Raw genomic sequence first — 15,075 nt, 5'->3', positions numbered from 1 at the left:
CTTTTCTTAGTTCTTGGTAGTCAGTTTCATTATCAAAGAACTCAGCCACATTTTACTCCATTGACTGTAAATATGCCTAATTATACATACTAATTATTAATTATATCATAATTAATATAACATACCCCTTTCCAAATATAGAATTTGTATTAAAATATCTAGATTATATGAAATCAAGGTACTTTATGGGTGAAAAAAAATTAAAAGCTGCTGTGATTTTATCAGGGTGTGGTCACCTTGACGGTGCAGAGGTAAGAGAAGCGGTTTTAAGTCTGCTTGTGCTTGATCAGCAGGAAGTGGATGTTAAATGCTTTGCACCTGACATCAATATCACACAAGTTATGAATCATAAAACAAAGGAGGCAGTGAAAGAAAAAAGGAATGTACTTGTAGAAGCAGCAAGAATCGCAAGAGGCGAAATATATGACTTAAAAGAAGCCAAAGCTGAAAATTTTGACATGCTAGTCGTACCTGGTGGATACGGGGTTGCGAAAAATTTATCTGACTTAGCTGAAAATAAAGACATGGTGACAGTAATGCCTGAATTTGAAAGATTAGTTTCAGAATTTTTTGTCACAAAAAAGCCAATAGGAGCAATATGCATATCTCCAGCCGTAATTGTTTCAATTTTAAGTAGCAAGATAGGTAAAGAAGAAAGTGAGATTAAGGTAACTATAGGAGATGACAAAGAACAGTTGATAGAGAAGCTTGGCGGCAAACACATAAAGTGCGATACAGGGTTATCAATAGAAGACGAAGAGTATAATGTATTTTCCTGTTCTGCTTATATGCGTAGCGACGAAAGTACATACTCTGTATATCAAGGGATAAAGCATATGATTGACAGTATGGTAAAAAAGATTAACAAAAAAACTAAACAACCATTCCTCTAAGATGTAGTAATTTAGACTTCCTTACACAATTAACTGTTGAACTTTACATTCCTAGCTGTATTATGGTTATATAGCTAAGAGACCTAGGTTTACTGACTATTACTTGTTAGTGGTATGGCGTAGGGCTGCACTAGCTATATATATTTAGCTCTTTTTTTATAAACGTAAGGTATTTTATATGTCAGACCTTTTCTATATTGAAACTACGTGTTGTATGGACGGTCAGTGTGATGTCTATACAGGGGAAGTGAGTTTTAATGATGTTATGTTAGGCAAGTTCAGTCTAAATTCGTGCAGCGGGAAAGAAGCTATGATAAATCTAGACGTTATTACATTCGATATTAATATCGCTATTGATGGTCAAAATGGAAAGACAATAGAAAGAGACCTTAAAGGTCTTGAATTTGTAACTAAAGATGATGGTTCTTGGTATATTAATAAGAATTTTGGTAATGATAGATTTGAAGTTATAGTAAAGCAATCATAATTTTACATCTCAGGTGTAACATTTAGTATAGGTGCTATTCTATTTATAATGTTCTTTACTATAGGCGCAGCAATTATTCCCCCGGTATGGTGTATCCCTTGAGGTTCATCAATAGCAATTAGCACTATATACCTTGGGTCAAGCATGGTTAGCACTCCTATAAATGACGCTATGTTTGCATCTTTGCTATATTTACCATCTACAACTTTTTCCGCCGATCCAGTCTTTCCCCCTATTGAATATGCCTTTATTTTTGCTCTGCTGCCAGTGCCATCCGTTACTGCTGCGCGTAATAATTTTCTCATTTCCCTGGAAGTTCTTCTTGAGATAATTTGCTCTCCTATACTTCTCTTATTCAACATCAAGGTTGCGTTATGAAATACCCCATTGTTGATTAATGCTGCTGCAGTTTGTGCAAGATGTATAGGAGTTACAGCTATGCCATAACCATAAGATGCTGTTATTAAAGTGTTTTCACTCCATTTATCCGGGATTATCGGTGTAGATTTTTCTGGTATTTCTATTTTCAAAGGAGAAAATAGCTTCATAGCTTTAAAGTATTCTACTTGTTTTTCAATACCTAATTTAACTGCAATTTTTGCTGCACCAATGTTGGATGATTTCACAAATATATCTCGCACAGTGATTTCCGGAATCTTAAATTCATGAAGATCATAAATTTTATATTTCCCAATAGTGATTGGCTTTGACACGTCATATAAATCATCAATTTTTACAACGTTTGCATCAAGCGCTGCGGCTATTGTAAAGAATTTTAATACCGACCCCATCTCATACACCCCAAGACTGGCGCGATTAAACTTTTGTACGTCTTCTGCCTTATTCTGTAGGTTGGGGTTAAAATCAGGCAGACTGACCATTGAGATGACTTCACTATTTCTCACATTTAAAACAATTCCTACTCCGCCGAGTGCCTGATATCTGCTTACAGCTTTAGTTAGCTCTTCATGCACTATGCTTTGCACTCGTGTATCTAAGGATAGTTGAATACCCTGGTAAGGTGTTATTCCAGCGCGTAATGCTGGAATCCACGTATTTTTTTTCTGGACCCCAGTGTCAGCTACTTGGATAACAGAATGTTGTTTGTTTTTACTTATATATGCCTCAACTCCTGCAATACCGTTGCCATCTATGTCAGTGTAACCAAGCACGTGTGAAAATAAATTACTGTGAGGATATATACGTTTTACATCGTTATAGAAGTTTATTCCTGGCACGCCGGCATTTTTTATTGCTAACAGTTCTTTTGGAGTCAAGTGCCGCTTTACCCAAGCAAATTTCTTTTTTGAAGTAAGTACTCTATATGAATTCTCGTATTCAAGATCATTCAAAATAGAACACAGTTGTGCTGCTATACTTTCCGGATTCTTTACTTTGGTTGCATCTGTATATAGTGATGTTGTGGGCACATTTGTTGCTATTACCACTCCATTTCTATCTAAAATATCAGGTTGTTTATATACTGTATTATCTTTTCTAAAATTTTCTGAAGTAGTAGGTTGATCAAATGTTAAAGAGAATATGCGAAAAATAATTATTATATAAAACGTAAATAATGGTACTATAAAACACAGTGAGCGGAGCTTATTTTTAAGTAATGCTTGCATATTTACTTGATTTGACAAAAATGGAAATTATCTTAGCTGAGCCGCGAGGTTTTTGTGCCGGGGTAAAAAGAGCTGTGGACATATTAGCTATTACTTTAGAAAAATACAAAAACAAGTGCCAAGTTTATGTGCTACACGAAATTGTTCACAATAAATATATAGTAGAGGACTTTAAGAGACAAGGAGTGGTTTTTGTGAACAGTATCGAGGAAATTGAAGATAATGGAGGAATACTGATCTTCAGCGCGCACGGAGTGTCAAAAAATATAGAAGATGAGGCAAAAAGAAAGGGTATTCAAGTGATTGATGCAACATGTCCTTTAGTCAGCAAAGTGCATAAAGAGGCAAAAAGGTATGAAAACGGTGGTAAAGAACTAATTCTCATTGGGCATGAAAACCATCCAGAAGTTAAGGGAATTAGAGGAAGAGTAAATAATCCTATCATTTTAGTGCAAACTGTGCAGGACGTACGCAATTTAAAAGTTAAAGATCCAGATAATTTATCTTATGTTACACAAACCACGTTAAGCATCGACGATACCCGTGAAATTATTGTTGCCCTGAAGCTCAGGTTTCCAAGCATAACAGGTCCAGATTTAAAGGACATATGCTATGCAACGCAAAACAGACAAAATGCTGTTAAAAAGCTAGCTGAAATTGTAGACATGGTGTTAGTTGTAGGAAGTAAAAATAGCTCAAATTCAAACCGCTTATTAGATCTGTGCACTGCCAGAGGAAAAAGAGCCTACTTAATTGATAATTACAGCTGTGTGAATAAAAGCTGGTTTCATGGCGTAGAAAAGATAGGAATCACTGCAGGTGCTTCTGCTCCTGACATATTGGTTGATGAATTAATGGACTACCTAAAAGTAAACCTGAGTGTAAAAATTTCAGTGATGCCAGGTGGTATTATTGAAAATGTTCAGTTTAAAATACCGAATTTGGTTTAAAACACAACTTATCTACTAAGCTTCTCTTGAAATCACACAAATCAGCATCTATAGCTAAGACGTCATACCGCGATTCATTAGACTTCTTGCATAACCTTATAACAAACTTTTATTGGGAATAGAAACGAAAAACTTACTTGACAAACTCCGCCAGCCCCCTTATCATGAAACTGAAGGTATTCAGTTATCTTCATCTGTGCAGATTAAACAGCAAAAAAACAACGTAGTTGGCGTCTTATTTTTAATTTTTTGCACTATGTGCACCTTATGTCTTCACAATATTCTGGTTTTTACCTATATAAGCTGAAACGCGCTTATAAGTCGTTTAAGACAGTATAGTACGCCAATTTGAAGGATTAGAGAGTGAACACTAATTACCACGGGATTTCTTTTGCCTTTTTTTCTACTTAGTAAATTTCTTAAACATTTGAGATAAGGTGAGTTGCATTTAAAAGCAGCCAAATTGCAGTGTTTAAGACTTAAAAAACGCCAATACTGAAAATAGATATTAACCGGGGCTTCTTTTGCCTTTTTTTCCGTTTGGTAAATTTCTTAAATATTTATAGCTAAACGACAATCGTCATCCCGCTGCTTGTTAGCGGGATCTAGAGATACCGTGACGGTATGACGAGGGAGAACAGTTAGCGGCTGAGATACCGCGAATGAATCGCGGTATGACGTAGGACTGCTGTCATTCCAGTACTCCTTTTTTTGTCATCCCAGTGCTTGACACTGGGATCCAGTTTTCCATATAATCTCATCGAAAACGTTGTATTTTAACGTAAAACATCTATTTTTATGCTTACCAACTTAATAAAATTCCTGGATCCCAGTGTCTGGGCACTGGGATGACACCATTCTTTTTTCTGGATTCCAGACTGGAATGACACCGTCTTGGATGGAAACCAGTGTCAGCTACTTTCATGACACCATCATAAGGTGAAACTGGATCCCAAGTATCTGGGCACTGGGATGACAGGAGAAGGGGCTACTGCCGTCATAAAGGAACCAGTGTCAGCTACTCGGATGATACCTTTTTCTACTTAATTTGGGTTATGCAAGAAGTCTATTCGCGGTATCTCAGCATAGATTCCGCTAACGAGTAGCGGAATGATGGTTTTTTAAATCGTCGGTAAGCCTAAGTCAGTTTAGCTATATGCTTTTAATTTCCCCAAAAGGAGAATTAAATATGTGAAATTCTAGTTGATATGATTTAATGAATGGTTAGTTTAAATTACTAATTTATTTAAGAGATTTTAATAATATTTAACCCACTTACTTTTCTATTTTCCATATCACGATGGGCTTGAATTATTTCATCAAATTTATATTTTTTATTGATCCGTACAGTTAAAAGTTTTTTTCTTATCATCTCGAAGATTTCCATTGTGGTAAGCACTAATGTGAATCTATCATGCTTATAATGGTATATTGAGGTTCCAGTTGCAAATAACGAACGTGAACTAAGTAAAGAAAAACTAATAGGAGCGTTACCTGATATCTGCCCATAGGAAACGTATATGCCGAACCTGCCTAAAGATTCAAAAGAGAGCTTGCTTGTAGCATAACCTATGGGGTCATACACTGCACCTACTCCTCTGTTTTGCGTAATCTCCATAATTTTAGAAACGAAGTCTTTATCATTGTAGTTTATTGCGTATGTACAGCCACTTTGTAAAGCTGTCTTCATTTTTTCATCAGAGCTTACAGAGCCTATCACTACACCTTTTTTATCCTTTGCCCATTGGCATATTATTTGTCCTAAACCACCATTAGCCCCATGAACTAGCACGAAAGCACCAGGCCTAACTTTATAAGATTGATTAACTAAATAGTGAGCTGTCATACCTTTAAACAGCACTGCAGCAGCAACTTCATCAGATATGTCATCTGGAATTTTTATCAGATATTTCTGGTGTATAATGCGCTTTTCACAATATGCCCCTGGAGGAGCTGTGCAATATCCAACTCTGTCTCCAACTTTGAATCCATCACTGATTTTTTTACCAAGTTTTTCAATAACCCCAACTGCTTCCACTCCAAGCACTGATGGTAAATTTTTAATTTTGCGTGTACCTTTTCTGTGCTCTAAATCATAACGATTTAAGCCGATAGTTGTGTGACGTACTAAAACTTCCTCGCCTTTTGGCTCACTTATATTCTTATCTACAAATTCTAATACTTCTGGCCCCCCAGTTTTTTTAATTTGTATAGCTCTAACCATGATGAATGTAAGATAAAAACTTTGATTATGTTATCTAATAATTAATATTTTGCAAAGTTATTGTTTTCACAATCAATAGACTTCTTGCGTTACCTCCTGTCATTCCAGCGCGTGACGCTGGAATCCAGATACGATTTCATCATATAAATCTTTCCATTCTTGATTTGTTTTTTCAATTAAGTTTATTTTCCATTTTCTCTGCCAGCTTTTTAGAAGCTTTTCTTTACTAATTGCTAAATTTATGTCTTGAAACTCCTCAAAGTAGACTAATTTACTAACATTGTACTTTGACGTGAAACCGGAAATGGCTTTGCTTTTATGCTCCCAAATTCGTTTAATTAAATTTGATGTTATACCTATATACAGGGTTCCATTTCGTTCACTTGCAAGTATATAAACATAATAACTTTTCATATATAGTAACCTGGATCCCAGTGTCAAGCACTGGGATGACACCATTTGTTGTAAACTCACTTTTACTCTATGGTTATACTACCTTGCCGCTATCCTGAACGGATACCTTCTTTCAGCTTTGGATGACAATAGGAAAAAGTTTGTTACTTAAGCTTAAAAAACGTGTATGATAGTGTTATTTCGCTCAAATCTTTTGTATTACTATCAAGCATTATCTCAGGATCTATATAGAAAGATACGGGCATAGCAGCTTTTTGTTTTGGTAGCAACATTTGTTCTTCAAAACAAAAGCATGCAACTTTATTAAAATACTTACCTGCTTTGAAAGGCGTAACGTTATATACTGCCATACCAAATGAAAGATGATCAGATAGATTTTTTGCGTAATAAAATGCTAAACTTTGTTCTCCTATGTTTACGTCAACGTAGTTAGTTTCTGATTTAAATTCCCAAGGTAGATCGGACATTATATCAGCATTGAAGTGGACCCTGATTTTTTGGTCAGTTGCACTTATTGTTGCATTAGTTACTTTTCTTGTTGTGCCACCATACCCGGTAGCTTTACAGAAAATGCTATATAGTGGCACCGATGCATATGCAAGACATAGCATCAACACGACTAAAGATATTAAAAAGAAAACTATAGAATTCTTACTACCTTTCCTTAAAAAGGAAAACATCTAGTCCCTATTATTGAACAAGTTAAGTAACCTGAGTAGATTGAGAAATATGTTAATAAAGTTAAAATAAAGATCAGTTGCACCCAGTATTGCCAATTTAGTAGTAGCGACTTCTGATCCGTCGTTATATTTATAATAAACGTCCTTGATTCTTTGAGCATCATACGCAGTCATTAAGGTAAAGACTATTACTGATATGAACGATATTGCAAAGTAGAGAGGACTACTTCCAAGGAATAAATTTACTATGGATGCTATAATTATCCCCAAGACTCCCATAATCAAGAAAGAGCCCATACTTGTAAGATCTCTTTTTGTGGTATTACCATATAAAGCCATAGAGCCAAACATAATTGATGTAATGAAAAACGCTCTTGCTATATTTTCTGCAGTATAAACTATAAAAATATAAGATAAGGAAAGCCCCATTAACACTGAGAACGAGAAAAATATAGTAACGGCAGACTGAGCACTTAGGTGTTGAATTCTATACCGCATATAGATCACCAATGCAGCTGGAGAGAATATTATCACAAGCGACAGAACAGGATTAGAATGAATTACCTGAAAAAGACCAGAAAATACCGTTAGAAACGCAACAAGCCCTGTAACGCCTAAAGCTAAAGCCATGTAATTATATACTTTAGTTAGGTAACTTCTGAGCCCAGCGCTATAATAAACGCCCTGAGAGCGGATATCCTGTTCATTTCTCATGTAAGACATAAATACAACTCCTTTTGTCCATTATTTAACACATTATAATATAAAACCACATTTTTATCAAGTATTTTTATTATAAACAGTTATGCGCTGGCATTTGTTTTAATATAAATAGAATATAGGCCTATTGCTGCTGCATTTGAAACATTTAAGCTGTCAATTACGTTTGACATTGGGATTTTTAAAAGATAATCACAATTTTCTTTAACTAACCTCCGCATTCCTTTCTCTTCAGAACCAAAAATGATTACTCTTTTTTTCTCAAAGCTCTTTATTTCATCTATATTTTCTTTAGCATTGCAATCAAACCCGTAACACCAGTAGCCGACCTTTTTTAAATACTGCATAGTTTTTACTATATTTGTAACGTATATTAGCGGAACAATATCTAAAGCTCCACTTGCTGCTTTTGCAATAGATGCATTTTCACTCGGTGAGTGGTTATGTGGTAAAACCAATGCGTTGACATTAAAACAAGCTGAAGTTCTTAAAATTGACCCAATATTGTGCGTGTCAGTGACTTGATCTAAAATGACTATAGTAGAGCTGTCGTTTGAGCTTTCAGCTACTTCTTCGATGCTTAAGTTACAAAGAATAGGGGCAACATTTAAAGCAATTCCTTGATGGTTAGCACCTTTAGATAAAACGTCATTAAGTATTTTGTTTTCTACTAATCGAACTTTAATGCCCTTACTATTTGCACATTGCCTAATTTCTTTTTCGTGTTCTCTATAGAAATTTTCTGTTGCTAATAGTTCTATACACCGCCTATTTTTATTCTTCAGTGCTGACATGCAGGTGTGCTTTCCATACAGCCAAAAATTCTCATTAGTTTTTGACGATTTCATCGTATTATCGAAAATCTGATTTTTATAGAATAAGCAACATTTTACTATGTTTGGATATTGTTGTAAAATTATACAATTCGATTAATGCGTTTATGTCGGACGATGAGTTGGATTGGCAAAAAAATGTTAAGCCAATAGAATGTGGAAAAGTTACTTTAAAAGTTAATCATAAAGTAAATATAAAGTCTATGGTTGATAAAGGTACCTCCGACTTACAAAGGAATTTTCTTAATACCAATAATGGTAACTCATCATTTTGTCTTGACCAAAACACAAAATCAAAAGTTGATAGGGGTAAATATTTTATAAGCGATAAGCTCGATTTGCACGGCTATAGTATAGAGGATGCTTACTGTAAATTGATAGATTTTATTATCAAAAATTATCGAGCAGGAAATAGATGTTTATTGGTAATTACGGGATACGGCAGTGCAACAAATAAAACAGACACTATAAAGAATAACTTAAATAAGTGGTTAAATGATACTAAAATCCAGCATATGGTTCTATACTACCAGCAAGCTACGAAAAAACATGGTGGTAAAGGGGCTTTTTATGTTTTATTAAAAAGGCTTAGGCCCTATTAGCTGCTTAAGTTTCCTTTTAAGCCTTAATTTTTCTTATATAGCCATATAAAAACCAGTGTTCGGCAGCGCGTTACGCACAATTGTACAAACATTGTAGCCGTTATTCAAGTAGCCCGCAGAAACGAAAAAACTTCCTTGACAAACTCCGCCAGCCCCCTTATTATGACAATAAGGGTATTTATGACTCAAAACTTGTTTTTGACCTGCAGGCTCAATGACAAAATTCAGTAAAAAACTTAGGGTATTTTTTGGCGGATTACATAAAATTATAGCGGCTGCATGTCTTTTAAATTTTTTCTACATTCAGCCAAAACGCGCTTAAACTAAGCGTCAGCACATTATTACAGCGCCACTTACAGTAATATAGAGTCAAAACTCGCACCACGGGAGTTCTTTGCCTTTTTTTTCATTTGGTAAATTTCTTAATGTTTGTAGCTAAAAGAGCCCAAGAGAGGTGTCATCCCGCTGCTTGTTAGCGGGATCTATGTTAAGAGATACCGCGAATGAATCGCGGTATGACGTAGGACTGCTGTCATCCCAGTGCCCAGACACTGGGATCCAGTTTTCCATATAATCTCATCAAAAATGTTTATTTTCTAGCTACTTTTATACTTATCAACTCAGTATGCTTACTTACAATTAAAATTCCTGGATCCAAGTAGTCAAGCTACTCGGATGACACCCTCCTGATGGGACCAAATCACAATGTTCGTACAGTTGTGGGCGGTATGACAGCGTTAGCTATACTTTTATACTCACCAACTCAGCATCCAATCAAGTAGTCAAGCTACTTAGATCTGGTGGACTCAAATCACAATGTTCATACAGTTATGCTGTGCCCTATGGTGTGATGTTCTACGAGTTGGGTAACAGGAGGTAATGCAAGAAGTCTAATAGCGCAGCAACACGGAACCCCATGTGAGACCTGCACCTATTGCAATCAGCAGTACCAGATTTCCTGATTTTATTTTTGATTCTTGTATTGCATAGTCTAAGGCCAGTGGAATTGACGCTGCTGAGGTGTTTGCATGCTTATCAACGGTATTAATCACTTTCTCTATAGGAAAATCTAATTTCTTTACTACTGCTTCAATAATACGAATGTTTGCTTGATGGGGAATTAACCAGTCAATATCAGTGATTTTCAAATTATTGCATCTTAGTGTTTCCTCTACTGAGGCTGTTAACTTATCCACTGCATGTTTAAACACTTCTCTTCCATTCATGCATATTTTTCCAGAATCATCAGTAGAGGATACCCCTCCGTTCGTACATAATATGTCCACATTGCCATCAGAGTGTAAGTTTGTTGATATGATGACGCTGCTACCCATTTCCGATTTTATTATCACTGCACCAGCACCATCACCAAAGAGTACACAAGTTGACCTATCTTCCCAGTCAACAATCCTAGACATTATTTCAGCACCAATAACGAGCGCATATTTAATTCTATTGTTAGATTTTATGAGCGAATCAGCAACTGTAACTGCATATATAAAACCAGAGCATGCTGCTTGTACATCAAAAGAAAATGCGTTTTTACATTTTAACTTACTTTGTACAATCGTTGCACAGCTAGGCAAAGTTTTATCAGGCGTTGTTGTTGCAACTATAATCAAGTCAATTTCATCTACTGAAATTTTAGCTTTTTCTATAGCACTTTTTGCTGCATTTACAGCTAGATCTGACGTTAATTCTCCTTCATCTGCTATATGCCTTTGAACTATTCCTGTTCTCTGCCTTATCCATTTATCGCTTGTCTCAACTATCGATGCAATTTCGTTGTTACTCAACGTTTTTCTTGGTAGATAAGATCCAGTGCTTAATATGAAACTTTTATTCAATATGACTTACCCCGTTAATTATCTTTTGATTTAAATTTTCACTAATTGCATTTACTGCAAATTTTATAGCATGGGCAAAAGAAATAGCATCAGAATTTCCATGACTTTTAATGATGATACCATTCAGCCCTAAAAACATAGCTCCACTTCTAATTTTGGGATTAAAACGCGTTAATGCTTTATTTAGTTTAGATTTTAACAATATACCAATAAGCATTTTCGCTATCCACGAGTTGAATACTTCCTGCTTTATTAGATTGATAAAAGTACTAGCGGTTGCCTCAGCTGTTTTGAGCATTACATTGCCAACAAAACCATCAGCAACAATCACATCTATATTACCCTCTAAAAATTCACTTGCCTCTATATACCCTTTGAAATTAATGCCTGGAGCGTTTTTAAGCAACTCAAAAGCGCCGCGCACTGAGTCATTACCTTTAACTTCTTCTGTACCGATATTTAGCAAAGCAACCTCAGGATTGTCAATTTTTAGCGCTACTTTTGCAAATATACTTCCCATTAATGCAAATTGGAATAACGAATCGGCATTACAATCGACATTTGCACCAAGGTCAAGCAAAGCGAAGCTTTTTGTCTTAGTTGGACAGATAGAGACAATAGCAGGACGATAAATATTTGGTAATGTTCCTAAAATAAATCTGGAAATTGCCATCAACGCCCCGGTGTTGCCTGAAGATACCACTCCGAAAGCTTTACCTTCTTTCACTGCAACAATTGCAGCTTTCATACTTGAGTCTTTACGATGTCTCAGCGCAAAAGATGGCTTATCATTTGCAAGGACATTGTCAGAACAATGAGTAAACTCAGAATTGTTACTTACTTTTTTATATTTCAAAAGCAAAGGAGATACTTTTTCCTTATCTCCATAAATATGAAAAAGAACTTTAATGCCTGGGTCAACAAGATTATCCAAAAAAAAACCAGCACCCTGAATTACGGAAAGAGGCGCAAAATCGCCCCCCATAGCGTCAAGTGCAATAACTATGTGATTATTGACCGTAGGTAACATACCATAATAGTCATTCTGCCTGTTGCTTAATGAAAACTCGTTTTCCTTTGTAACTGCCATCTACTGCTACATTGTGAGGCAACATGAATTCTCCAGTTGTTGAACATACCACAACATTCTTAGGCTCAATAGCATGATGAGAACGATGCATATTACGCCTTGACTTCGACTTTTTTCTTTTTGGAACTGCCAAAACTTCCTCCATTCTACTACAAAATTCAATTCATTAATAACATGTTTTTTACAAGAAGTAAACAGGGATAATAAAATAAGTAAGGTTTGCTTATGTAATTGAGTCCTATAGCTAAAGTGGCTTAGGTTTACCTACAATTTGAAAAACCGTCATTCCGCTACTAGTTAGCGCCGCGGCGGTATGACGTAGGGAAACCTTTCTTGGGTTAAGCTTTAAATTAAAACATCAAGTATGTTGAACTTAAAACATATCTAAGCTATACTTTGCGATAAAGTTAATAAAAATTTTAATAAAATCAGTAAGACTAACCTCTAGCAAAATGAATACAAAGTGAGCTTTTTTGATATAAATAGTGTTAGAATAATTGGTAGGTACTTTATCAATTTTTTGTTAAGGCTTGGTAGTGCATTCATATTTTTTATTCAATCTCTATACCACTGCTTTGTGCCACCATATTATTTTAGCAACGTAGCAAAACAAATTATAGAGATAGGCTTTTTCTCTCTGCCAATTGTTGGGCTCACTGGAGTTTTTATAGGAGCGGCGATAGTTTTACAAAGCAGCTTGAGTGACTCATTAATTAACCAAGAGCAGATAATACCCAAACTTGTTACGATCACTATCATTAAAGAGTTAGGACCAGTTTTGATCAGCTTAATAATGGTAGGGAAGGTTGGATCATCAATTGCAGCAGAAATTGGTACAATGCGCATCACCGAGCAAATAGATGCCCTTACAACTTTGAACATCAACCCTTTCAAGTATTTAATTGCACCAAGGATTTTAGCGTCAATCATAGTATTTCCCATACTTACAGTATGTGCAGATCTAATAGGAATATTTGGAGGATGTATCACTGCAGTCTTCGAATTTAACCACAATTTAAATATATACATTAAATACACAGCTCAGTTCTTTAATATGTACGATTTTATTGTTGGGCTAATAAAAGCAATTGCTTTTGGCGCCATAATTTCTGTCTCAAGTTGCTATTACGGTTATCATTGCAAAGAAGGTGCACGAGGAGTAGGTGTTGCTACAACATCAACTGTTGTTTTATCGTCCATACTGATCATTTTAGCAAACTACATGATTACTTTGATACATGCGTAACCCCATAATATCAATATTGAACTTAAGCTTATCTTTTGATGATAGGACAGTACTAAAAGATCTAAGTTTCGATATATTAAAAGGGGAATCATTAGTCATACTTGGCGGCTCAGGAAGCGGCAAATCTGTACTAACAAAAACAATTATCGGCTTGCTTGCTCCAGACTCAGGGTCTGTTAAAATAAATAGTAAAAGCAAAAATAAATTTGGGGTTTTATTTCAAAATTCCGCTTTATTTGACTACGTTACAGTGTGGGAAAATATATCTTTTAATTATAAAAAGCGCTTTAATATCAGCAAAAAGGAGGCAAAACAGCTAGCAATCGAGAAGTTAAATGATGTTGGACTGGAGGAAAGCATAGCAGATATGTTTCCAATAGAGCTATCAGGTGGAATGAAAAAAAGAGTAGCACTTGCAAGGGCGATTGCACACAATCCAGAAATCATCGTATTAGATGAGCCAACTTCAGGATTGGACCCAATTATGTCAGATATAGTAAACGAGATAATAATAAAATTATCTAAAGATCTTAACACTACAATTATCACGATTACACATGATATTCATAGCGCATTTAAAATAGCTGATAAAATAGCAGTATTACATGAAGGGGAGATCATTTCCCATGGAACTGTTCAGGAAATACAAAATACTAATAACGAATATATAAAGAAATTCATTCGTTATATAAGGTAGCAGACATTGGAATTCGGATTTTTTCAAACTGGATCCTATAGCTGACCCAAGCAACACGTCATACCGCGATTCATTCGCGGTATCTCGGCATAGATTCCGCTAACTAGTAGCGGAATGACGAATTTGTCGTTTTTCAAATTGTCGTAAGTCAGTTTAGCTATATATAGGATGACAGAAATTGTTTGTATTAGCTATATTCAAAAGCTCTATTGATATTTTGCAATATTTGTGATAAAATAATAGCTTAAGGTTGAGAGTAAAAATTTATGAGTGAAGCTCAAGGTCCAAATATTGCAGAATGGCAAGCGCAGCAGCAACACCAAGAGGCTGCTGGTGAGAAAAGTGGTTTTGGTCTTGGTCATAGCGACTCTGTTTCAACAGTCGTGGATGGAATGAAATGGTTGTTCAACTTTCATGAAGGAGCAATTGCTGCTTATAGTAACGTGTTTGAAAGTTTGGTAAGTGGCAGTAGTTTAGTAACACTGTTTGGAAAATCAGGTAATATGTTTGGCATAAAATTTCTTGAAAGCCTTGGAGAACATTTTTCAGGTGGAGGTGGGGAAGATATGCCATCAGAAGGAATGGATATGGCTCATGGTGATGAGGGACCTCACTCAGATGATTACCCTCATGCCAATAATGAAATAGCTCATAATGCTGATGGTTTGCAAGACATGCATGATGCAGGTGATCACCATGGTCAATCTTTTTCACCTGGTCCTTCACCATCTGTTGGCGATGACCACGGACATGAACTTGGTTAA

16 protein-coding genes are annotated in these 15,075 nt (G+C 35.6%); 7 read left to right on the top strand and 9 right to left on the bottom strand.

Annotated features, from left to right (window positions below; translation table 11 throughout):
* Positions 1-185 precede the first annotated feature (185 nt).
* Together elbB and AAGD68_RS05005 are read left to right on the top strand one after the other, a co-directional pair.
* The gene (gene elbB / locus AAGD68_RS05010; RefSeq protein WP_253307279.1) at positions 186-893 is read left to right on the top strand and encodes an isoprenoid biosynthesis glyoxalase ElbB; all 708 of its coding nucleotides are present in this window, start codon (positions 186-188) and stop codon (positions 891-893) included.
* Positions 894-1,071: 178 nt separating this feature from the next.
* Complete coding sequence (locus AAGD68_RS05005; RefSeq protein ID WP_253307278.1) at positions 1,072-1,380, top strand: hypothetical protein; 309 nt, start codon at positions 1,072-1,074, stop codon at positions 1,378-1,380.
* A gap of 2 nt (positions 1,381-1,382) precedes the next feature.
* Here AAGD68_RS05005 and AAGD68_RS05000 read toward each other — a convergent pair whose 3' ends face one another.
* On the bottom strand, positions 1,383-3,008 hold the full coding sequence (locus AAGD68_RS05000; RefSeq protein WP_253307277.1) for a peptidoglycan D,D-transpeptidase FtsI family protein: 1,626 nt from the start codon (positions 3,006-3,008) through the stop codon (positions 1,383-1,385).
* Between the two features lie 20 nt (positions 3,009-3,028).
* On the opposite strand from AAGD68_RS05000, the gene ispH reads away from it, so the two are divergent.
* Positions 3,029-3,958 carry a 4-hydroxy-3-methylbut-2-enyl diphosphate reductase gene (gene ispH / locus AAGD68_RS04995; RefSeq protein ID WP_253310009.1) on the top strand — a complete coding sequence of 310 codons (930 nt, stop codon included), beginning with the start codon at positions 3,029-3,031 and terminating at the stop codon, positions 3,956-3,958.
* A 1,246-nt stretch (positions 3,959-5,204) separates the two neighbouring features.
* Here the strand turns inward: ispH and AAGD68_RS04990 are convergent.
* From AAGD68_RS04990 to rlmB, 5 genes are all read right to left on the bottom strand, one after another.
* Positions 5,205-6,182: a quinone oxidoreductase family protein gene (locus AAGD68_RS04990; protein ID WP_265016719.1), complete on the bottom strand. Its 978-nt coding sequence runs from the start codon at positions 6,180-6,182 to the stop codon at positions 5,205-5,207.
* 99 nt (positions 6,183-6,281) lie between these two features.
* Positions 6,282-6,596: a GIY-YIG nuclease family protein gene (locus AAGD68_RS04985; RefSeq protein WP_253307275.1), complete on the bottom strand. Its 315-nt coding sequence runs from the start codon at positions 6,594-6,596 to the stop codon at positions 6,282-6,284.
* 143 nt (positions 6,597-6,739) lie between these two features.
* Positions 6,740-7,276, bottom strand: a complete 537-nt coding sequence (locus tag AAGD68_RS04980; protein WP_253307274.1) for a cytochrome c oxidase assembly protein — start codon at positions 7,274-7,276, stop codon at positions 6,740-6,742.
* The gene (locus AAGD68_RS04975; RefSeq protein WP_264688029.1) at positions 7,277-7,999 is read right to left on the bottom strand and encodes a Bax inhibitor-1/YccA family protein; all 723 of its coding nucleotides are present in this window, start codon (positions 7,997-7,999) and stop codon (positions 7,277-7,279) included.
* Positions 8,000-8,079: 80 nt separating this feature from the next.
* Entirely contained in the window at positions 8,080-8,844 is a 765-nt protein-coding gene (gene rlmB / locus AAGD68_RS04970) for a 23S rRNA (guanosine(2251)-2'-O)-methyltransferase RlmB (protein WP_253307272.1), read from the bottom strand.
* 92 nt (positions 8,845-8,936) lie between these two features.
* On the opposite strand from rlmB, the gene AAGD68_RS04965 reads away from it, so the two are divergent.
* The gene (locus AAGD68_RS04965; protein ID WP_264688028.1) at positions 8,937-9,431 is read left to right on the top strand and encodes a Smr/MutS family protein; all 495 of its coding nucleotides are present in this window, start codon (positions 8,937-8,939) and stop codon (positions 9,429-9,431) included.
* Positions 9,432-10,321: 890 nt separating this feature from the next.
* Here the strand turns inward: AAGD68_RS04965 and AAGD68_RS04960 are convergent.
* Genes AAGD68_RS04960 through rpmF form a run of 3 tightly spaced genes read right to left on the bottom strand, consistent with a single transcriptional unit; the run spans position 10,322 to position 12,501 of the window.
* Entirely contained in the window at positions 10,322-11,278 is a 957-nt protein-coding gene (locus tag AAGD68_RS04960; RefSeq protein WP_264688027.1) for a beta-ketoacyl-ACP synthase III, read from the bottom strand.
* Positions 11,271-12,308 (bottom strand): phosphate acyltransferase PlsX, encoded by a 1,038-nt coding sequence (plsX, locus tag AAGD68_RS04955; RefSeq protein ID WP_253310008.1) that lies wholly within the window; start codon positions 12,306-12,308, stop codon positions 11,271-11,273. The genes AAGD68_RS04960 and plsX overlap by 8 nt, the downstream gene beginning before the upstream one ends.
* Positions 12,309-12,318: 10 nt before the next feature.
* Positions 12,319-12,501, bottom strand: coding sequence for a 50S ribosomal protein L32 (gene rpmF, locus AAGD68_RS04950; RefSeq protein WP_010962967.1), 183 nt, complete (start codon positions 12,499-12,501; stop codon positions 12,319-12,321).
* Between the two features lie 330 nt (positions 12,502-12,831).
* Here rpmF and AAGD68_RS04945 point away from each other — a divergent pair, with 330 nt between their 5' ends.
* From AAGD68_RS04945 to AAGD68_RS04935, 3 genes are all read left to right on the top strand, one after another.
* Positions 12,832-13,614, top strand: coding sequence for an MlaE family ABC transporter permease (locus AAGD68_RS04945; RefSeq protein ID WP_264731954.1), 783 nt, complete (start codon positions 12,832-12,834; stop codon positions 13,612-13,614).
* Positions 13,607-14,311 (top strand): ABC transporter ATP-binding protein, encoded by a 705-nt coding sequence (locus tag AAGD68_RS04940; protein ID WP_264688025.1) that lies wholly within the window; start codon positions 13,607-13,609, stop codon positions 14,309-14,311. Before AAGD68_RS04945 ends, AAGD68_RS04940 begins: the two co-directional genes overlap by 8 nt.
* Before the next feature lie 266 nt (positions 14,312-14,577).
* Positions 14,578-15,075: a hypothetical protein gene (locus tag AAGD68_RS04935; RefSeq protein ID WP_264688024.1), complete on the top strand. Its 498-nt coding sequence runs from the start codon at positions 14,578-14,580 to the stop codon at positions 15,073-15,075.

Source organism: Wolbachia endosymbiont (group A) of Machimus atricapillus, from assembly GCF_964027095.1.
GTDB lineage: Bacteria > Pseudomonadota > Alphaproteobacteria > Rickettsiales > Anaplasmataceae > Wolbachia.
The sequence above is the reverse complement of the archived record's forward strand: the minus strand, read 5'-3'. Positions and strand labels throughout refer to the sequence as shown.